This is a genomic window from Pantoea sp. EEL5 (assembly GCF_049892805.1).
Taxonomy (GTDB): Bacteria; Pseudomonadota; Gammaproteobacteria; order Enterobacterales; family Enterobacteriaceae; genus Pantoea; species Pantoea ananatis.
In genome coordinates, this window is record NZ_JBNDNJ010000003.1 from 195,759 (window position 1) to 215,735 (window position 19,977).

At 55.8% G+C, this 19,977-nt stretch carries 16 protein-coding genes and 1 other annotated feature; of the genes, 7 read left to right on the forward strand and 9 right to left on the reverse strand.

All coding sequences use genetic code 11. The features are described 5' to 3' along the window. Positions 1 to 60 precede the first annotated feature (60 nt). The 5 genes from thrC to ACPXSQ_RS15170 form a co-directional block, all read right to left on the reverse strand. Positions 61 to 1,344, reverse strand: coding sequence for a threonine synthase (gene thrC, locus ACPXSQ_RS15150; RefSeq protein WP_013024552.1), 1,284 nt, complete (start codon positions 1,342 to 1,344; stop codon positions 61 to 63). A 3-nt stretch (positions 1,345 to 1,347) separates the two neighbouring features. Then, complete coding sequence (gene thrB / locus ACPXSQ_RS15155) at positions 1,348 to 2,277, reverse strand: homoserine kinase (RefSeq protein WP_024472265.1); 930 nt, start codon at positions 2,275 to 2,277, stop codon at positions 1,348 to 1,350. Positions 2,278 to 2,279: 2 nt separating this feature from the next. Continuing rightward, positions 2,280 to 4,742 (reverse strand): bifunctional aspartate kinase/homoserine dehydrogenase I, encoded by a 2,463-nt coding sequence (gene thrA / locus ACPXSQ_RS15160; RefSeq protein ID WP_013024550.1) that lies wholly within the window; start codon positions 4,740 to 4,742, stop codon positions 2,280 to 2,282. A 25-nt stretch (positions 4,743 to 4,767) separates the two neighbouring features. Further along, positions 4,768 to 4,892: a sequence feature (Thr leader region), on the reverse strand. Further along, positions 4,825 to 4,899 (reverse strand): thr operon leader peptide, encoded by a 75-nt coding sequence (thrL, locus tag ACPXSQ_RS15165; protein ID WP_109707012.1) that lies wholly within the window; start codon positions 4,897 to 4,899, stop codon positions 4,825 to 4,827. It overlaps the preceding feature by 68 nt. A gap of 194 nt (positions 4,900 to 5,093) precedes the next feature. Beyond that, positions 5,094 to 5,792 carry a tRNA/rRNA methyltransferase gene (locus ACPXSQ_RS15170; RefSeq protein ID WP_014606619.1) on the reverse strand — a complete coding sequence of 233 codons (699 nt, stop codon included), beginning with the start codon at positions 5,790 to 5,792 and terminating at the stop codon, positions 5,094 to 5,096. 604 nt (positions 5,793 to 6,396) lie between these two features. Between ACPXSQ_RS15170 and arcA the strand changes: the two genes are divergently transcribed. Beyond that, complete coding sequence (arcA, locus tag ACPXSQ_RS15175; protein WP_013024548.1) at positions 6,397 to 7,113, forward strand: two-component system response regulator ArcA; 717 nt, start codon at positions 6,397 to 6,399, stop codon at positions 7,111 to 7,113. A gap of 43 nt (positions 7,114 to 7,156) precedes the next feature. Here the strand turns inward: arcA and creA are convergent, their stop codons facing one another. Further along, positions 7,157 to 7,630 (reverse strand): protein CreA, encoded by a 474-nt coding sequence (gene creA, locus ACPXSQ_RS15180; RefSeq protein ID WP_019106396.1) that lies wholly within the window; start codon positions 7,628 to 7,630, stop codon positions 7,157 to 7,159. Between the two features lie 195 nt (positions 7,631 to 7,825). Here creA and robA point away from each other — a divergent pair, with 195 nt between their 5' ends. After that, positions 7,826 to 8,692: an MDR efflux pump AcrAB transcriptional activator RobA gene (robA, locus tag ACPXSQ_RS15185; protein ID WP_013024546.1), complete on the forward strand. Its 867-nt coding sequence runs from the start codon at positions 7,826 to 7,828 to the stop codon at positions 8,690 to 8,692. Positions 8,693 to 8,730: 38 nt separating this feature from the next. On the opposite strand, the gene gpmB is transcribed toward robA, so the two are convergent. Further along, complete coding sequence (gpmB, locus tag ACPXSQ_RS15190; protein WP_014606621.1) at positions 8,731 to 9,378, reverse strand: 2,3-diphosphoglycerate-dependent phosphoglycerate mutase GpmB; 648 nt, start codon at positions 9,376 to 9,378, stop codon at positions 8,731 to 8,733. A gap of 60 nt (positions 9,379 to 9,438) precedes the next feature. On the opposite strand from gpmB, the gene yjjX reads away from it, so the two are divergent. After that, positions 9,439 to 9,957, forward strand: coding sequence for an inosine/xanthosine triphosphatase (yjjX, locus tag ACPXSQ_RS15195; protein ID WP_013024544.1), 519 nt, complete (start codon positions 9,439 to 9,441; stop codon positions 9,955 to 9,957). Here yjjX and trpR read toward each other — a convergent pair whose 3' ends face one another. Beyond that, the gene (gene trpR, locus ACPXSQ_RS15200; RefSeq protein ID WP_013024543.1) at positions 9,958 to 10,278 is read right to left on the reverse strand and encodes a trp operon repressor; all 321 of its coding nucleotides are present in this window, start codon (positions 10,276 to 10,278) and stop codon (positions 9,958 to 9,960) included. 44 nt (positions 10,279 to 10,322) lie between these two features. Further along, positions 10,323 to 12,242, reverse strand: coding sequence for a murein transglycosylase (gene sltY / locus ACPXSQ_RS15205; RefSeq protein ID WP_013024542.1), 1,920 nt, complete (start codon positions 12,240 to 12,242; stop codon positions 10,323 to 10,325). 270 nt (positions 12,243 to 12,512) lie between these two features. Here sltY and atzF point away from each other — a divergent pair, with 270 nt between their 5' ends. From atzF to urtA, 4 genes are read left to right on the forward strand one after another with little or no spacing between them, the layout of a single operon-like run. Continuing rightward, on the forward strand, positions 12,513 to 14,306 hold the full coding sequence (gene atzF / locus ACPXSQ_RS15210; protein WP_105082591.1) for an allophanate hydrolase: 1,794 nt from the start codon (positions 12,513 to 12,515) through the stop codon (positions 14,304 to 14,306). A 6-nt stretch (positions 14,307 to 14,312) separates the two neighbouring features. After that, entirely contained in the window at positions 14,313 to 17,930 is a 3,618-nt protein-coding gene (uca, locus tag ACPXSQ_RS15215; protein WP_019106393.1) for an urea carboxylase, read from the forward strand. A 9-nt stretch (positions 17,931 to 17,939) separates the two neighbouring features. Beyond that, positions 17,940 to 18,641 carry a GntR family transcriptional regulator gene (locus ACPXSQ_RS15220; RefSeq protein ID WP_105082590.1) on the forward strand — a complete coding sequence of 234 codons (702 nt, stop codon included), beginning with the start codon at positions 17,940 to 17,942 and terminating at the stop codon, positions 18,639 to 18,641. Positions 18,642 to 18,671: 30 nt separating this feature from the next. Then, entirely contained in the window at positions 18,672 to 19,940 is a 1,269-nt protein-coding gene (gene urtA, locus ACPXSQ_RS15225) for an urea ABC transporter substrate-binding protein (protein ID WP_019106391.1), read from the forward strand. Positions 19,941 to 19,977: the final 37 nt, after the last annotated feature.

Below are 19,977 nucleotides of genomic sequence, written 5' to 3' on the forward strand. Positions count from 1 at the left end.
CGCATTAGCCCTGCAAAAGCGATGAGGTGGTCAGCCCACCTCATCCTGACTGACAGAGCATTACTTGAGCAGAAACGCCCGCAGCTGGGCAAAATCTGCGCCCATCTGATGCGACAGCAGGGGCAGATCCGCGCGCTCAGCCAGCTCGGCAGGCAATGCCAGTTTCTGATCCAGAATGCTTTCCACGCTCTCCAGGAACTTAGCCGGATGGGCCGTTCCGAGGAATAAACCAAACTCCCCTTCCTGCAGTTGGTCACGCAACAGACGCCAGGCAATTGCCGCATGCGGCTCAGAGACGTAACCCAGCTTAGCCAGCTCGCGCATCGCTTCACGCGTAACATCGTCCGTTACCGCACCGTAAGCCAGATCGCTCAGACGCCAGGTTTTACGGCGGAACAGCTCTTCCACACGCGGCCAGTTGTTTGGCTGGCTAACGTCCATAGCATTCGACAGCGTCGCCACGGTGGCGTTAGGCTGCCATTCACCCTTGCCCAGGAAACGTGGCACCGTATCGTTGGCGTTGGTCGCGGCGATAAAGCGTTTAATCGGCAGGCCCAGTGATTTCGCCAGCAGGCCGGCCGTTAAATCACCAAAGTTTCCGCTTGGCACGGAGACCACCAGCTGATTACGCTTCTCCTGCGGCAGTTGGGCAACCGCTTCAAAGTAGTAGCAAATCTGCGCCAGCAGGCGGCTGATGTTAATCGAGTTAGCGGAGTTCAGGCCGATCGCCTTTTTCAGCGCCTGATCGTCAAACGCCTGCTTAACCAGCGACTGGCAGGCGTCAAAATCGCCGTCAATCGCAATGGTTTCGATGTTGCCGCCCAGCGTGCAGAACAACTTCTCCTGTAACGGGCTGATTTTCCCCTGCGGATAGAGGATGACAACACGCACATTCTCCATACCGTAAAAAGCGTGAGCCACGGCAGCACCGGTATCGCCGGACGTCGCCGTCAGAATGGTAATTTGCTCATCGGACCCGCTGACGTATGACAGCATCTGCGCCATGAAGCGGCCGCCAAAATCTTTGAACGCCAGCGTCGGGCCGTGGAACAACTCCAGGCAGGCAATGTCGTCGCTGACGGCCTTAACCGGCGCCGGGAAGGTGAACGCGGTTTTCAGGCGTTCAGTCAGGTGCGCTGCCGGGATTTCATCCCCGATATAGGCTGAAAGGATTTTACTGCTACGGGTAACAAAATCCATTTCCAGCATGGCATCGATGTCGGTCAGTTCAAATTCCGGCAGTTCGAGCGGAAAAAACAGCCCTTGCTGTGAACCCAGACCTTGTTTCACCGCCTGGGCGAAGCTGACCTGCTCGTTATGATCCTTAAGGTTGTAGAGTTTCATGCGTTATCCCAGTTTACGTGCGCCAGCCGTATCAAGACGGCAGATATGGACGAAGCCTTCATCGTTCTGCAGATAGTGCTGGCTCAGCCAGTCGGCCATCTGCTGCGCCGTTTCCATCTGGTTGCAAACGGCAAATAGCGTGGGGCCGGAGCCCGATATTCCACAGGCCAGCGCGCCAATATCCTGCGCGGCCTGGCGAGCCTCGGCAAAGCCCGGTAACAGCTGAGTACGATAAGGCTCAGCAATGACATCCTGCATAAGTTTAGCCGCCAGCGCAGGTTGGCGCGTATGACAGGCGTGAACAAAGCCTGCCAGCAGACGACCGTGTTTGATGCAGTCCTGCTTTGCATACTGCGCAGGTAAAATCGCCCGCGCTTCCGCCGTCGAGACTTTAATACCCGGATAGGCCATGACCCACAGCCAGTCGTCAAATCCGGGTACGGCCTGACTGATAATGCCGTTTTCTTCCAGCATCAGCTGAATACCGCCAAGGAAGCAGGGCGCGACATTATCGTAATGTACGCTACCGGAGATGCGCCCTTCCAGTTCTCCCATCAGGGTCAGGAGCTGAGTTTCATCAAGCGGGTTACCACAAAATTCATTCATCGCCATCAGGCCAGCCACCACGGAGCAGGCGCTGGAGCCGAGGCCGGAGCCGATCGGCATATTTTTTTCCAGCGTCATCGCTACAGGTACGGTTTTGCCAATCGCTTCACAGAAACGCTGCCAGCACTGATAGACGATGTTCTCTTTGGGATCGCTGGGCAGCTTACTGACAAAACGTCCCGCATTGCTCAGGCTAAAGCTGTCGGCCGCCTCGACCGACACGCAGTCACCCAGCAATGTACCATCCACTGGCGATACCGCCGCGCCCAGCACGTCAAAACCCACGCTGACGTTACCGATTGAGGCCGGCGCATAAATTTTTACCATCATTACACTCCCAACTTCCATGACAGTGTGCGCAGCAGATCGGCAAACACGCCCGCAGCTGTCACATCGTTTCCTGCACCGTATCCGCGCAATACTAACGGAATCGGCTGATAATAGCGGCTGTAAAAGGCCAGCGCGTTTTCGCCATTTTTGACTTTGAAAAGCGGATCGTTACCGTCAACCGCATCGATCTTCACTTTACATGCCCCGCCCTCTTCGATCACGCCAACCAGACGCAGCACTTTGCCTTCAGCACGTGCCTGTTCCACCCTGGCTGCAATCGCCGCATCGGCTTCGGGTAACTGCGCCATAAACTGGTCGACATCGGCGATGGCATTCAGATGCGCGGGCAGCAGGGGTTCGATTTCAATGTCGCTCATTTCGAGCGAATGCCCCGCTTCACGCGCCAGAATCAGCAGCTTGCGCGCGACATCCGTACCAGAGAGATCGTCACGAGGATCGGGCTCGGTAAAGCCCATCTCGCGTGCCATCCTGGTCGCTTCTGACAGCGATACACCTTCATCCAGCTTGCCAAAAATATAGGATAACGATCCTGATAAAATTCCCGAGAACCTGATCAACTCATCGCCTGCATTGAGCAGATTTTGCAGGTTCTCAATGACGGGTAAACCCGCGCCGACGTTAGTGTCATACAGGAACTTACGACGCGATCCCGCCGCCGCCACACGCATCTTCTGATAGTATTCCCACGACGAGGTGTTGGCCTTTTTATTCGGCGTGACCACGTGAAAACCTTCCGCCAGAAAATCTGCGTACTGGTCGGCAACCGCCTGGCTCGAGGTACAGTCCACAATCACCGGATTCAGTAAATGATACTCTTTAACCAGGCGAATTAAGCGCCCCAGGTTAAACGGCTCTTTGGCCTGCGCCATTTCGCCTTTCCAGTCGCTGAGATCGATACCGTGCACGTTGGTTAACAGCGCCCGGGAATTCGCAATGCCGCAAACGCGGAGATCGATGTGCTTTTGTTTAAGCCACGTCTGCTGGCGATGCAGCTGATCCAGCAGGGCGCCGCCGACTCCGCCGACGCCCACCACAAAAACCTCAATCACCTGGTCGGTGGCAAACAGCATCTGATGCACGACGCGCACGCCCGTGGTGACGTCATCATTATTGACCACGACCGAAATAGAGCGTTCAGACGATCCCTGAGCGATAGCGATAATGTTGATATTGGCGCGCGCCAGGGCAGAGAAGAATTTCGCTGAAATCCCGCGCAGGGTGCGCATGCCATCCCCTACAACCGAGATCACCGCCAGATTTTCGATAACGTCCAGCGCATCCAGCAATCCATCTTTCAGTTCAAGATAGAATTCGTCTTCCAGCACGCGGCGCGCTCGCGCCTGCTCGCTCTGAGGAACACAGAAGCTGATGCTGTATTCAGAAGAAGACTGGGTGATTAACACCACTGAAATCCCGGTGCGTGACATGGTCGCGAACACGCGGGCGGCCATGCCCACCATGCCTTTCATCCCCGGGCCAGACACGTTAAACATCGCCATATTATTCAGGTTGGTGATGCCCTTAACCGGGAATTCATCCTGTTCACCATTGGCGCTGATCAGCGTACCTGGGGCCTGCGGATTGGCCGTGTTTTTAATCAGGCAAGGGATCTGGAACTGGGCGATAGGCGCGATAGTCCGTGGATGCAGGACTTTCGCCCCGAAATAGGAGAGCTCCATCGCCTCCTGGTATGACATGGATTTGAGCAGGCGGGCATCCGGCACCTGACGGGGATCACAGGTATAAACCCCGTCTACGTCGGTCCAGATTTCGCAGCAATCGGCACGCAGACAAGCCGCCAACACGGCAGCAGAGTAGTCGGAACCGTTTCGGCCCAGCACCACCAGCTCGCCCCGCTCATTACCGGCGGTAAAACCGGCCATCAGGATCATATTTTCAGCCGGAATTTTACTGGCTTCGATGCGGCGGGTTGATTCTGCGATATCCACGGTAGACTCGAGATAGTGGCCGATGGCTAACAGCTTCTCGACCGGATCGATAACGCTGACGCCATAACCTCGTGCCTCAAGCAGCTTTTCCATAATCGCAATCGAGAGCTTCTCACCACGACAGATCATCGCGGCGTTGACGCTGTCAGGGCACTGTCCCAACAGGCTGATCCCGTGCAGCACCTGTTTAAGCTGAGCAAACTCGCTGTCTACGCGGCTTTTAAGCCCGTCATAGTCGAAACCGGGTTGCGCCTCGGCCAGCCCCTGCAGCAGCTCCGCAAAGATGCGCGTCGCGTCACTGATATTCGGCAGCGCATCCTGACCGCTAATGGTTTTTTCGATCATCGCGACCAGATGGTTGGTAATCTTAGCGGGCGCAGAAAGCACGGTGGCAACCTGTCCCTGTTGCGCATTACTTTCCAGAATATCGGCCACGCGCAGAAAACGCTCTGCATTAGCAACCGAGGTCCCACCGAATTTCAGCACTCGCATGATGTCAACTCTCCTGATTTTGAGTCAAAAAAAAACCCGCACTCGTGAGGTGCGGGCTTCTTTTCTGTTTTTCCTGGATGCGTCAGCCCGCCCCTTTACCGATCGTAATGGTAATGGTGGTGGTAATAATTGTGGTGTTCAGGCTGTGATTACGCATTCAGATTTATTTTTTCTGTCTGTCATTGATTGTCCGTCTGCGTCAAGAAGTAAAGCAAAGCGCACATTAAGTCAACGGTTTTATCCGTTGCGCAAATACAGACCACAATGTTTAGCATGCTGTTAAACAAAAAAAGCCTGGTGAATCGTTTGTTATACCGCGTTTCGTTAACATCTGTGACTGTATAGTCACGCTTAACCCGAGGATTTATCTGCCAGCTTTTTTTCCACGTCATGCAACAAACGGTGCAACATCGCACTGTCGCGCTGCTCTAACAGGCCAATACGCTGATTAATCCAGTCGGCCATTTTATTGTCGTCACTCACCTCTAACCGGCTCAGTAACTGTTCAAACCGCTGGCGCAGTGCTTGGAGCTGCTGACCATCGGCCGCCGGGGCGACAGGCGCAGCCACCTGATTGAGCGCCGACAGCTGGTAACAGTAAACCATAACGGCCTGCCCCAGGTTCAGTGAAGGATAATCGTTTGCCATTGGAATGCCGGTGAGCAGGTCAACCTGCTCCAGCTCTTCATTGGTCAGCCCGCTATCTTCACGGCCAAATACCAATGCCATGCTGTTTACCCACTGACGTTTTTCCCGCAGTTGCGCTTCCACCTGCTGCGGCGTTGCATAATAGCGGAACCTGGCCCGACTTCGCGCGGTCGTGGCGACGGAAAAGTCGATGTCTGCCAGCGCTTCGGCCAGCGTATCAAAGGTTTTTATCCTGTCCAGAATATCACCTGCGCCATGAGCTACGCGGCGGGCGGCCGGATCCTGCCATGCATCACTGGCAACAATACGCATTTCATTAAAGCCCATGGTTTTCATGGCACGCGCCGCCGCGCCAATATTTTCTGCCCGGGCAGGTGAGACGAGGATAAGAGGAAAAAGCATGATCATTCCATCAGTAAATGTGCACGCTGCTAGTGTAACACGCACCTGCTTTATTGAGGGATATAGGTGGTCATGTTAAGACTCTGACATACATGTTAAAACACGTTAAAAAAGGCCGGAGCGCGCCTTTTTATCATAAAGTGCACATTATCAAAACCTTCAAAATAAAAGCCTTTCATTTCAGTCCACTGTAATAGTAAGTTTCTAACATCATATTTGGTGATAAGCCGGGCTGGCGGGGACAAAAATGAGACGTAATGTCAGCCAGCACGCTATTTTTTGAGATGTTTTTCACAGAAATGTTAACGTGCTACAATTGCATTTGATATAAGTCAACGAAGCGTTGTTTTTATGCTTACCAGTTGTTGTTATTGCTGTTAGGTTGCTGTTAATACAGTTAGTATGTGTTTCAAATTATTATTCCGCAGGGCATGGAATTTTTACCCCGGCAGGCTGGCGAATACGGTTGTTGACCTTGATAAAAGCTTATCAAAATTTACTTTTGTACAACGGTTCAGCAAAGCTTGCCGTTCTCCGCACTGGAGAGCACCTAACCGCTGTACGCCCTGTTTTCAATTTAGTTGGCAAAATTAGGTAGCTAAACATGCAGACCCCGCACATTCTCATCGTTGAAGACGAACTGGTCACGCGCAATACCCTCAAAAGCATTTTTGAGGCGGAAGGTTATGTCGTGTACGAAGCGACCGATGGTGCAGAGATGCACCAGGTGTTGACCGACAATGATGTCAATCTGGTTATTATGGACATCAATCTGCCGGGTAAAAACGGCCTGTTACTGGCACGTGAACTGCGTGAGCAAGCCAATGTCGCATTGATGTTCCTGACCGGACGCGATAACGAAGTCGATAAAATTCTTGGGCTGGAAATTGGTGCAGACGACTACATTACTAAGCCGTTTAACCCACGCGAATTAACTATTCGTGCACGTAACCTGCTGTTGCGCACCATGAATTTGCCTTTACCCAATGAAGAGCGTCGCCAGGTTGAAAGCTATAAGTTCAACGGCTGGGAGCTGGACATCAACAGCCGCTCACTCATCAATCCCAACGGTGAGCAGTACAAACTGCCGCGCAGTGAGTTCCGTGCCATGCTGCACTTCTGCGAAAACCCCGGCAAGATTCAGACGCGTGCTGATTTGCTGAAGAAAATGACCGGACGCGATCTCAAGCCACACGACCGTACTGTTGACGTGACAATCCGTCGTATCCGTAAACATTTTGAATCCACGCCAGATACCCCTGAAATCATCGCCACCATTCACGGCGAAGGTTATCGTTTCTGTGGTGACCTGCAGGATTAAGCTGGCAATCATTTAACGCCCTTACGGGCGTTTAATGATTGCCTTAGTGCCACGGCATAATCGGTACGGCGCTTAGCGCATTTTTAGGTGAACCATCCACCACTTTATCTGAGTAAGCCAGATAAATTAATGCGTTACGCTTGCTGTCAAAGAAACGCACGACCTGCAGTTTCTTGAAGATCAGCGATGTGCGCTGACGAAACACTACGTCACCCTGTGCTTTGCCTTTGGCAATTTTCTCGCTCAGTTCTACCGGCCCGATTTGCTGACACGAAATGGCCGCGTCTGATGTATCTTCCGCTAATCCCAGCCCGCCCTTGATACCGCCTGTTTTCGCCCGGCTGATGTAGCAGGTGACATTTTTTACGTCGGGATCGTCGAATGCCTCAACCACAATTTTGTGGTCGGGTCCAAACATCTTAAACACAGTGTCGACGGAGCCAATCTCTTCAGCCAGAAGCGGACTGGAAAACAGCAAACCCGCGAAGGTGACGAGCAGGAGACGAGGTATTGTCATTGAGTTACCATTGCAAATGTAATAGATGAGCATGTAATGTACTGTCAATCGATACAATAACCAACGTAAAAAGGGTATAAATTCCCGCGTAGATAGCACAACCATCCCAGTCAAAACCAAACATGTCTTTAAAGCAATAAGTGCTATTATTCGTCGACTTCATTTAGCTGCGCCACCAGAGTATGAGGATGTTTTATGGACCAAGCCGGTATCATTCGCGATTTGCTTGCCTGGCTGGAGAGCCATTTGGATCAACCACTTTCACTGGATAACGTTTCCACTAAAGCCGGTTATTCTAAATGGCATCTACAACGGATGTTTAAAGACGTTACCGGACACGCCATTGGCGCCTATATCCGGGCACGACGTCTTTCCAAAGCCGCGGTGGCACTTCGCCTGACCAGCCGCCCGATTCTCGATATTGCTTTGCAGTATCGGTTTGATTCACAGCAGACCTTTACACGAGCCTTTAAAAAGCAGTTTAATCAAACACCTGCATGGTATCGCCGCTCGTCTGACTGGAATTCATTTGGTATTCGCCCACCCATTCGGTTAGGAAACGATCAGCAGCCGGAATCGCAGTTCGTCACCCTGCCGGAGACCGTTCTGGTGGGACAGACACAGAGCTACACCTGTACCCTGGAACAAATTTCCAGCTACCGCGATGAAATGCGTGTCCATTTCTGGAAACAGTTTCTGTTGGAAACGGATACGGTTCCGCCCGTGCTCTACGGTCTGCACCAGGTCCGTGCCAGTCATGAAAAAGACGATGAGCAGGAGATTCTGTACACCACAGCCGTGCCAACCGACAGCGCGACCAATATGCATTCGGGCCAGAAGGTCATTCTTGAAGCCGGGGATTACGTTCAGTTCAACTACAGCGGTCCGCGCGTTGAACTTCAGGAGTTTATTCTGTTGTTATACGGTACCTGCATGCCGACGCTGGGCCTGACGCGCCGCATGGGGCAGGACATCGAGCGCTTTATTACCCACGGCGGTAAAAAGCGCAGCGAACCGCCTACAGAGATTCGTTGTGAATATCTGATCCCGATTCGCCGTTAATACCTGGTGTGATGCCGCCGTAATGACGGCATCATCGATTAACGCTGAAGCTCGTCCATCGCGGGTTCGTCGAGGTGGGCAATATCACCCGCCGTTTCCACGACCCAACCCTGTGCCAGCCATGCGCTCTGCTGATGATCAACGCGGGAAATCGAACAGTTGCGCAGGCGCAGGCGACGTTCGGCATAGGCCGGTAGTCCCAGAATGGTGCTGACCAGCACGCCCAGCGCCATGCCGTGGCTGACCAGTAGCGGGCGGCTCCCTGCCGGCAGCGCCAGGCAGGCATTAAGTGCCTCCTGCATACGCTGCGCCAGTTCCGTCATGGATTCGCCCTGAGGAATGCGGCCGCCCTCGCTGCCGTTCACCAGCGAAGCACGCCAGCCCTCTTCTTCCGGGCTCAGTTCATCTAGCAATCGTTTTTCCAGTATGCCCATGTTCAGCTCCCGCAGTCGCGGGTCGAAAGTGATATCACAACCACAGGCATCGGCAATGATTTCAGCGGTGCGCCGGGTGCGCCCTAAATCGCTGGAAATAATATGCGTGATACCGGCGCTTTTGATGCGTTCACCGACCTGACGGGCTTGTTGCTCACCTTTTTCCGTCAGCGGACTGTCGGAGTGCCCTTGAATGCGACGTTCTGCATTCCATACCGTTTCACCGTGACGAACAAGATAGACCTGTAGCATGCTTAGTTTCCGTTATACTGCGACCAAAATCGCCTTAATTACCTGAGGGTTCAATTAATTATGTACCATGTTGTCGCAGCTACCATCAATCCAGCGAAGATTCGTGCGATTGCTCAGGCATTCAACGACGTTTTCGGCGAGGGATCCTGCCATATCGAAGGGGTCGAGGTCGAGAGCGGCGTTGCGGCACAGCCTTTAACCAACCTCGAAACGCGAACTGGCGCACGCCAGCGCGTGATGAATGCCCGTCAGGTTCGTCCGGAAGCCGACTTCTGGGTGGCGATTGAAGCCGGAATTGAAGAAGAGTGCGCTTTTGCCTGGATGGTGGTGGAAAACCAGAAACAGCGGGGAGAGTCACGTTCGGCCAGTTTTACCCTGCCGCCGGTGGTGATGGCCGGTTTACGTGAAGGACGCGAACTGGGTGAGGAGATGGCGCGCCTCACCGGCATCGACAATATTAAGCACAAAGGCGGCGCAATCGGCACCCTGACCCAGGGCCTGCTCAGCCGCTCCAGCGTTTACCACCAGGCTCTGATACTGGCGCTCTGCCCGCTAACCCATCCGTTCTATCAGCAGTAATCAGCGACGCGTCAGGTGTGCTTCCAGCCACTGCTTCAGTGCCGGAGGCGCCTCTTTCAGGCTATTTGATCCGCGGGTAATCGTGGCAATGCCCACGCCCAGTTCGTTTTTCAGTTCACGCTGGCTGATGTCGCCATTCAGCAGCGATTCAATGATACGCAAGCGTGTACCAAAGGACTCTCGTTCATCTGGCGTCGTCATCAGCTGTAACAGCGGCAGCGCCTGGTTATCCGCAAAAGCCTGTTGCATCAGCTCAACAAAACGCAGCCAGTGCGCGTCCGTAGCCGGGTCAGTCGTGGATGGCACAGAGGGTTGATTCATGAGAGGCTTCCGTACTCGCTAAAGAGTACGGAAGCTTAACACAGCTAGTAGCGGCGATTCCACTCAGCATCGGACAGGATCTTGTCCGGCTGACCCAGGAAGTAGCGGTAGTACGCATCATAGGCCAGCACATTCTTCACGTAACCCCGGGTTTCCGAAAACGGAATGGTTTCGATAAAGGCGACGGCGTTGAGATTGCCTGCTGTACTGCCTTGCCAGGTCCGTACGCGTCCCGGGCCGGCATTGTAAGCCGCTGAGGCGAATATCCGGTTCTTATCAAACTGCTGATAAACATACTCCAGATATTGCGTCCCGATCTGAATGTTGGTCTGCGGATCGAACAGCTGAGACGCGTTCACATAGCCCGGGATGCTAAACATCTTCACGGTGTGTGTTGCGGTCGTCGGCATAATCTGCATCAGTCCGCTGGCACCCACCGGGGAACGGGCTTTCGGGTTCCATGCACTTTCCTGACGGGAAATCGCCATCGCATAACTCTGCGGAATGGATTTACCCTGGGTGTTCTGCTTATACAGATCCTGCCATGCCAGCGGGAAACGCTCCTTCAGGCTGTCCCACATTTTCGCGGTGATCGTGGCCTGTACGCTCAGATCCCACCAGTCCTGTTCGCTTGCGTAGCGCGCCAGCATCTGCTGCTGGACATGGGTTTTGCTGCCGATCAGGTTGGCCCACTCGCTGCGTGCCAGATTGTCCATGCCCCAGTACATCAGCTCACGCACGCGTGCGAGTTCTGGCCCCTGGGTGGTTGCCGCGTCAGGTTTGGGTGCCGCATCGACCTGAAGAGGATAGTCCACCCCTAAACGTTGTGCGGCAACCATAGGATAAAAACCGCGCTCTTTCATCAGCTTACGCAGAATGTCATCGGCTTCTTCTTTGCGATCTTTTGAATAAAGCAAATCGGCCTGCCAGTACTGCCACTCGTCTTTCTCTTTCGCTTCAACCGGCAGACGCGCAATCCAGGTGTTCAGGCCACGACGATCGTTTTCACTCAGCGCCAGGCGCACCCGCCGTTCTACTAACGCGGTCGATTCGCTGTTCATCACCACCGCATCGCGCCAGCGCGCCTGCTCGGAGGTCAGATCGCTGCCCATCATCCGCCAGACGACAATCTCTTTCAGCGCCTGCTCATCTTCTGGCCCCATTTTTTGCGCGCGCACCAGCTCAGGGATCAGGCTACGGGCTGTTTCCATATCGGCACGGGCAACGCGGGTAAAGGCAAAAATCGTGGCCTGGCGCGTGAAGTCGGTTGCGCCCACGCTGTTGGCAAAGGTCGTGACGGACTGAGGATCTTTCTGCAACGCCAGTAATGCATCCGACATCGTCTTGTAATCGGCAGGCAGCGTTTTGGCCAGATAGCTGACCAGGCTGTCATTGCCCGCTTTCATTGCCAGGCGGATACGTTCAAGAATAGTGATGGGAGAAAGCTGACCGCTGGCCTGCCACACGGAGAAGAGCTTATCGCAGTCATTCGGCAGGGCCGTGCCGCGCAGCCAAATGGCTTTGGCACCGTCAAATGCCGCCTGCTGCTTTCCGGTTGACCATTTGGCATAGTACCAGTTACAACGTGCCTGCACCGGCGTGGGCTCGTCGGGGCTGAAGTTAAGCACGCCTTGCCAGTCCTGACGATGCGCCAGTACGTTAACAAAACGCGTTTTCAGCGAGCGCGCTGGCGGTAAAGTCGGATACTTTTGAATAAAATTTTGTACTGCCAGGCTGGTTTCCTGGTCCAGGTCCTGCGCCAGCAGACGGTATTCTAAATAAGGATAAAGCGGATAATCCTGTAGCGTCGGTAACAGCTGTTCAACTGTTGCCATCTGATTACTGTCCCAGGCCTGCTTAATTTGTTGATATCGTTGCCGTTGTTGATCAAGCGAATCAGCCCATGCGCTGCCGGCCGTGCTGACCAGGCAGATCCCTATCATCCAGTTACGCCACTTCTCCACGTAAATCTCCTCTGTTGCTGGGCGCTGGCTTTGTGCCAGACGTTATTCATGCTAACCAGGGGAAGCCACTCTTGCCATGTTCTTCACAAAATTTACCTTCGCACCGCTTTAACGCACCCTGATGTCACACTGCCTGCGCGACAACTGTGCGTTTTATCATCACATCTTCTTATGGCTGTTCGAATTATCTCATTGATTCATGGCATTAAAATTCTGGCACGTCCTTTGCTCTGTTGAATCCCATCTTGTATACCTGTTGGAATTCACTGCATGGCTTCGACATTCGGTTTGACCCTTAATGACTGGCAGCAACGCGTTCGGCAACACCCGGAGCAGGTTCACACGCTGCTGGCTGAACACCTTTCTGAGCTGGATCCAGACGATAATGCGTGGATCTGTCTTGCCACTCCCGCCCAGTTAGTGGCGCAAACTGAGCCGCTCCTGGCGCGTTACCAGCAGGATCCGGATGCCCTTCCACTGTTCGGTGTTCCCTTTGCCGTGAAAGATAACATTGACGTGGCTGGCTGGCCGACAACGGCAGCCTGCCCTGCATTCCGTTACATCGCCGCCGAGGATGCCTTTGTGGTGGCACAGCTTAAAGCGGCGGGCGCGGTGGTGATGGGGAAAACTAACCTCGACCAGTTTGCTACCGGACTGGTCGGTACACGTTCACCTTACGGCGCGGTATGTAACACCTTTGACCCGGACTTTGTAAGCGGCGGCTCCAGTTCGGGATCGGCCTCGGTACTGGCTCGAGGGCTGGTGGCGTTCTCTTTGGGTACCGATACCGCCGGTTCTGGCCGGGTGCCCGCCGGTTTCAACAATATTGTCGGTCTGAAACCGACCAAGGGCTGGCTGTCTGCGCGCGGTGTCGTTCCTGCCTGCCGCCTGAACGACACAATTTCTGTCTTTGCGCTGACGGTGGACGATGCTTTTCGCGTCGCCAGCCTGGCGGGAGGATACGATGCTCAGGATGCCTACTCGCGCGTTCATCCTCGTACGGCGCCCGCGGGCATGAAATCCCATCCTGATTTCGCAATTCCTGCCGCCCCCGTGTTTTTTGATGATGCAGCTGCCGAAGCGGCCTGGGACGCCGCGCTGACCGCACTGCAGGACAACGGCGCCACGCTGCATCCGATTGATTTCACCCCCTTCACGCAGCTCGCCGAACAGCTCTACTACGGCCCGTGGGTGGCGGAGCGTACCGCTGCCGTAGGCGAGATGCTCAACCACCCGGAGAAGATGGATCCGGTGGTGCACAGCATTATCTCGACGGGGCTGAAATACAGTGCCGTCGAGGCCTTTGAGGCCGAATACCTGCGTGCCCGGCTGGCGCGCCAGATTCAGCAGATTCTGGCGCCGTTTGATGCGCTGGTCGTGCCCACGTCCCCCACGATCTATACCCTGGATGAGATGCAGCAGGAGCCGGTGATTTACAACTCACATTTTGGTACTTACACCAACTTTACCAATCTGGCCGATCTTGCCGCACTGGCGCTGCCCGCCCCTTTCAGAAACGACGATCTGCCCGCGGGCATTACGCTCATCGCCCCCGCCTGGCATGACCGCGCGCTGGCGCAGTTTGGCCTGCGCTGGCAGCAGGCTATGGCCCTGCCGCGCGGCGCCACTGGCAAGGCCCAACCCGCTGAGCCTGCGCCGCTTCCCCCTTCGGACGACCATGTTCGTCTTGCGGTCGTGGGCGCGCACCTGACCGGCATGCCACTTAACTTTCAGCTCACGCAACGCCAGGCCGTCCGGGTAGAAGAGACCCAGACGGCCAGCCAGTATCGCCTGTTTGCCCTGCTGGATGGCCCGGTCAAAAAGCCGGGACTGATGCGGGCGGAACAGGGCGCCGCCATCGCCGTCGAGCTCTGGGATATCCCCCTGGCGCGCTTTGGCGAATTCGTGGCCGAGATCCCACAACCCCTGGGCATTGGCAGCCTCACGCTTGCCGATGGTCGCGTGGTGAAAGGCTTTATTTGTGAAGGTTCCGCGCTGACGCACGCGCTGGAGATTACCGAATTCGGCGGCTGGCGTAACTGGCTCGCTTCTCTGGAGAGTTAATCAATCATGTTCAGCACCGTTCTGATTGCCAATCGTGGCGAAATTGCCTGCCGCGCTATCCGTACCCTGAAACGTTTGGGCATTACCAGCGTCGCGGTCTTTTCCAATGCCGACCGTAACGCGCAACATGTCAAAGATGCCGATATCGCTATTTGTCTGGGCGGTGACAAAGCCAGCGACAGCTATCTGCGCATTGATAAAATTCTGGCGGCCGCGCAGGAAAGCGGCGCCCAGGCTGTCTGGCCGGGCTACGGTTTTCTCTCTGAAAGCCTGCCGTTTGCCGCCGCCTGTGAGGAGGCCGGCATCGTATTTGTTGGACCGACAGCGCAGCAAATTGGTGAGTTCGGTTTAAAGCACCGTGCCCGTGAACTGGCAGCGCACGCCGGTGTTCCCATGACGCCAGGCACGCCGCTGCTCGACTCGCTGGATGACGCCCTGGCCGCCGCGAGCCATATTGGTTATCCGGTGATGTTAAAAAGCACGGCCGGGGGCGGCGGCATCGGCCTGACGCGCTGCGCGGATGCCGAGGCGCTCCGGCATGCCTGGGAGAGCGTGCGCCGGCTTGGCGAACAGTTCTTCAGCGACGCAGGCGTATTTCTTGAACGCTGCATCGATCATGCCCGCCATGTTGAGGTACAGATCTTTGGCGACGGCAAAGGCACCGTGGTCGCTCTGGGCGAGCGCGACTGCTCTCTGCAACGCCGCAACCAGAAAGTGGTAGAAGAAACGCCCGCTCCCTGTTTGCCCGCTGCAACCCGCGATGCGCTGCTCGCCTCGGCAGTCCGGTTGGGCGAGGTGGTCAATTACCGCAGCGCGGGCACCGTCGAATACATTTACGATGCGCAGCAGGACGCCTTCTATTTCCTGGAGGTCAATACCCGCCTGCAGGTTGAACATCCGGTCACCGAATGCGTCACGGGTCTTGACCTGGTCGAGTGCATGTTGCGCGTGGCTGCCGATGAAGCGATCGACTGGCCGCGCCTGCAGCAGGCACCTCAGGGCGCCTCGATCGAAGTCCGGCTCTACGCTGAAGATCCGCTTAAACACTTTCAGCCTTGTCCCGGTGTCTTAACCCATGTGCACTTTCCCGAGGATGTGCGCGTCGATAGTGGAATCAGCACCGGTAGCGACGTATCGAGCTACTACGATCCCATGATCGCCAAACTGATCGTTCATGCTGAAACCCGGGACGCCGCGCTGGCCAAACTGCAACGCGCGCTTAATGCCACTCAACTGCACGGCATCGCCACCAATCTTGATTACCTGCGGCAGGTCATCGCCACCGACGCCTTCCAGAACGGCAACGTCTGGACTGGTTTTCTGGATGATTTCACGCCATCGGCCCCGGTGGTGGAAGTTCTGCAGCCCGGCACCTTTAGCTCCGTGCAGGACGTTCCGGGCCGCCTTGGCTACTGGGATATCGGCGTACCGCCCTCCGGCCCCATGGACGACTATGCTTTCCGGCTGGCTAACCGTATCGTCGGCAATCATGAGGCCGCAGCAGGACTGGAATTTACCTTACAGGGCCCGACGCTGCGTTTTCATTGTGCGACGACAATTGCCCTGACCGGCGCTGACTGCGCCGCCATGCTGGATGGTGAACCCGTTGCAAACTGGCAGCCTGTCACGGTCAATGCGGGACAAACGCTCACGCTGGGCCGCGCGCTGCAAGGCTGTCGCTGTTACCTGGCCATCCGTAATGGTTTTGACGTACCGGAATACCTCGGCAGCCGCTCCACTTTCTCGCTTGGTCAGTTTGGCGGGCACGCGGGGCGGACGCTGCGGGTTGCCGATATGCTGCCGGTTTCCCAGCCGCTGCTGGCCGCCTGCACCACACCGGCCCCGATCAGCGCCCCCCAGGCGCTCAGCCCGGCGCTGATACCGACCTACACGAACGAATGGCACATTGGCGTGCTGTACGGGCCGCACGGCGCACCTGACTTCTTCACCCAGGCCGCCATCGACGACTTTTTTGCCAGCGACTGGCAGGTACACTACAACTCAAACCGCCTTGGCGTACGCCTGGTCGGGCCAAAACCGAGCTGGGCTCGCGCTAACGGCGGTGAGGCCGGTCTGCATCCCTCCAACGTACATGACTGCGAGTATGCTATCGGCGCAGTCAACTTTACCGGTGATTTCCCGGTGATCCTCACCCACGACGGCCCCAGCCTTGGCGGCTTTGTCTGCCCGGTAACGATAGCCAAAGCCGAGCTGTGGAAAGTCGGTCAGGTTAAACCTGGTGACAGCATCCGTTTTCACCCCATCAGCGTAGAGGAAGCGACCGCGCGGGAACAGGCTCAGAAGCAGGTGATTGCCACGCTGCGGCCGCACTCTGCGCCCGCGTTTGCCGTCCCCTCGCTGGCTGAAAACCGCTTTGGTTCCGGCACCCTGCTCGCCGCTGTCGCCGCCACGGAAACCTCCCCCAAGGCGGTCTATCGCCAGGCCGGTGATAAATACATCCTCATCGAATATGGCGACAACGTCCTCGATCTGGCATTGCGTCTGCGTGTGCATTTGTTAATGGAGGCGCTGCGTGCTCAGCCTGTTACCGGGATCGAAGAGCTCTCTCCTGGCGTGCGCTCGCTGCAAATTCGCTACGACAGCCTGGTCCTGAGTCAGTCGCAGTTAATGAACGTGCTGCTGGAACGGGAAGCGATGCTCGGCAATGTCAGTCACCTGAAAGTTCCGTCACGCATCGTCTGGCTGCCGATGGCCTTTGAAGACAGCGCGACGCTCGGTGCGGTGGAACGCTATAAAGAAACCGTGCGTGCCAGCGCGCCCTGGCTGCCAAATAATGTCGATTTTATTCAGCGCATTAACGGATTAACCAGCCGCGACCAGGTCCGCGACACGATCTTTGAGGCCAGCTATCTGATTTTAGGGCTGGGGGATGTGTACCTTGGCGCGCCCTGCGCCGTGCCTGTCGATCCCCGTCACCGCCTGCTGAGTTCCAAATACAGCCCGGCCCGTACCTTTACGGCAGAAGGCACCGTCGGCATCGGCGGGATGTATATGTGCATTTACGGCATGGACTCGCCCGGCGGCTATCAGCTGGTGGGCCGTACCTTACCTATCTGGAACAAGTTCCTCAAAAATGCGCAGTTTACTGCAGGCGAACCCTGGCTGCTGCGCTTCTTCGATCAGGTGCGCTTTTATCCCGTAACGGAAGAGGCGCTGACGCAGTTACGTGACGATTTCCGCGAAGGTCGCGCCACGCTGCGTATTGACGAAACTGAATTTGACTTTGCCGCTCACCAACAATTCCTGGCGGATAACGCTCAGGACATCACGGCGTTTCGCCAGCGTCAGGCAGCGGCTTTCGAGCAGGAAGTCACGCGCTGGTCGCAGGAGGAACAGGAGATCGCCTCTCCTCCAGATAAAGCGCCTCATACCGCCGCTGAAGATGACAGCGCGCACGCGGTGCAGGCAGATATGAACGGCAATATCTGGAAAGTGCTGGTACAGCCCGGGGATGACGTCAGCGCGGGTCAGACGCTGGTGATTGTTGAAGCAATGAAAATGGAGCTGGCGATTGCAGCCCCCTGCGCCGGTCGGGTGAAACGCATCGCCTGTCAGGCAGGGCGCGCCGTCAGCCCTGGCGATACGCTGCTGTGGCTGGAATAAGGAGAGCCGATGACAACCCGTTTACCCCGTAATAAAGCGCGTCCGGAAGCCCTGGCGGAACGTGTTTACCAGACGCTGAAAAACGACATTTTTGAGTTTCGCCTGATGCCCGGTGACCGCTTCAGCGAGAGTGAAATTGCTGAACGTATGGCGGTCAGCCGCACGCCAGTCCGGCAGGCACTGTTCTGGCTGGAGCGTGAAGGCTATGTCGATGTGTGGTTTCGCAGCGGATGGCAGGTCAAAACCTTCGATTTTGCCTATTTCGAAGAGCTGTACGATCTGCGCACGGTACTGGAGTGCGAAGCCGTGAAGCGTCTGTGCGAACTGCCCCCGGCGCAGTGCGCCGCCCGGCTGCGCGAGCTTTATCAGTTCTGGTGTGAGGCCGCCCGGCTGGATGACGGCAAGAAAGTGTCGCAGCACGATGAGGCCTTTCATATGACGCTGGTCGCCGCCGCAGGCAACAGTGAGATCGCGCGTATTCACGCTGAACTGACCGAGAAGATCCGCATTATTCGTCGTCTCGATTTTACCCGCGAAGACAGGATCGCGGCGACGTATCGCGAGCACGCGCAAATTTTACAGGCCATTTTTTTGCAGCAGACCGGCAAAGCCCAGCAGATGCTGAGCGAACACATTGCCGCCAGTAAGGCTGAGGTCAGGAAGATCACGATCCATATGTTACAGCAGGCCAGGCTCCAACCCATCGAATAACGCATCCATCTAACCAGGGGTTTAACATTGATGAAAAGACGTTCATTGCTCAAGGCTTTTGCACTCTCCGCTACCGTTGCAGGTATGGGATTCTCATGGAACGCCCAGGCGGCTGACACCATCAAAGTGGGTATTATGCACTCGCTTTCCGGCACTATGGCGATTTCCGAAACGCCACTGAAAGATGTCGCCCTGATGACCATTGATGAAATCAATGCGAAAGGTGGCGTGCTGGGTAAAAAGCTCGAACCGGTGGTGGTGGATCCCGCCTCAAACTGGCCGCTCTTTGCCGAAAAGGCGCGCCAGCTGCTGACCCAGGACAAAACCGCGGTGGTGTTTGGCTGCTGGACCTCGGTATCACGAAAATCCGTGCTGCCGGTCTTCGAAGAGCTGAACGGCCTGCTCTTCTACCCGGTACAGTATGAAGGTGAAGAGATGTCACCGAACGTCTTCTACACCGGGGCAGCCCCTAACCAGCAGGCTATTCCGGCAGTGGAATACCTGATGAGCCAGGATGGCGGCGGCGCGAAACGCTTCTTCCTGTTGGGAACAGATTATGTGTATCCCCGCACGACCAACAAAATTTTGCGGGCTTTCCTGCACACCAAAGGCGTACAGGATAAAGACATCGAAGAAGTTTATACCCCGTTCGGCTACAGCGATTACCAGACCATCGTGTCCAATATCAAGAAGTTCGCCGCAGGCGGGAAAACCGCGGTGGTCTCCACCATCAACGGAGATTCCAACGTGCCGTTTTACAAAGAGCTGGCGAATCAGGGCATCAAAGCCACCGACATACCGGTGGTGGCGTTCTCAGTGGGCGAAGAAGAGCTCCGTGGAATTGATACCAAACCGCTGGTCGGCCAGCTCGCCGCCTGGAACTACTTCGAATCGCTGGATAACCCGACCAACGCCAAATTTGTCGCCGATTACCGTGCTTATGCCAAAGCCCATAACCTGCCGAATGCCAGCAGCGTTGTGACGAACGATCCGATGGAGGCGACCTACGTAGGGATCCATATGTGGGCGCAGGCCGTCGAAAAAGCGGGCACCACCGACGTGGATAAGGTGCGCGCCGCCATGGCCGGGCAGACCTTTAAAGCGCCGGATGGCTTTACCCTGACGATGGATCAGACTAACCACCATCTGCATAAACCCGTGATGATTGGCGAAGTTGAAGAAAACGGTCAGTTCAACGTGGTCTGGCAAACCGACAAACCGGTACGCGCCCAGCCCTGGAGCCCGTATATCCCCGGTAATGACAAAAAACCCGATCACCCGGTGAAAACGTCTCAGTAAGACAGGTGCCGCCCCTGATCTCTCTGTGGGGCGGCAG

Coding starts and splice junctions, on each gene's coding strand:
- urtA (WP_019106391.1), top strand. CDS start 18,672: ATGAAAAGACGTTCATTGCTCAAGGCTTTTGCACTCTCCGCTACCGTT.
- trpR (WP_013024543.1), bottom strand. CDS start 10,278: ATGAATCAACCCTCTGTGCCATCCACGACTGACCCGGCTACGGACGCG.
- robA (WP_013024546.1), top strand. CDS start 7,826: ATGGACCAAGCCGGTATCATTCGCGATTTGCTTGCCTGGCTGGAGAGC.
- ACPXSQ_RS15220 (WP_105082590.1), top strand. CDS start 17,940: ATGACAACCCGTTTACCCCGTAATAAAGCGCGTCCGGAAGCCCTGGCG.
- thrC (WP_013024552.1), bottom strand. CDS start 1,344: ATGAAACTCTACAACCTTAAGGATCATAACGAGCAGGTCAGCTTCGCC.
- ACPXSQ_RS15170 (WP_014606619.1), bottom strand. CDS start 5,792: ATGCTTTTTCCTCTTATCCTCGTCTCACCTGCCCGGGCAGAAAATATT.
- thrA (WP_013024550.1), bottom strand. CDS start 4,742: ATGCGAGTGCTGAAATTCGGTGGGACCTCGGTTGCTAATGCAGAGCGT.
- creA (WP_019106396.1), bottom strand. CDS start 7,630: ATGACAATACCTCGTCTCCTGCTCGTCACCTTCGCGGGTTTGCTGTTT.
- yjjX (WP_013024544.1), top strand. CDS start 9,439: ATGTACCATGTTGTCGCAGCTACCATCAATCCAGCGAAGATTCGTGCG.
- uca (WP_019106393.1), top strand. CDS start 14,313: ATGTTCAGCACCGTTCTGATTGCCAATCGTGGCGAAATTGCCTGCCGC.
- arcA (WP_013024548.1), top strand. CDS start 6,397: ATGCAGACCCCGCACATTCTCATCGTTGAAGACGAACTGGTCACGCGC.
- gpmB (WP_014606621.1), bottom strand. CDS start 9,378: ATGCTACAGGTCTATCTTGTTCGTCACGGTGAAACGGTATGGAATGCA.
- atzF (WP_105082591.1), top strand. CDS start 12,513: ATGGCTTCGACATTCGGTTTGACCCTTAATGACTGGCAGCAACGCGTT.
- thrB (WP_024472265.1), bottom strand. CDS start 2,277: ATGGTAAAAATTTATGCGCCGGCCTCAATCGGTAACGTCAGCGTGGGT.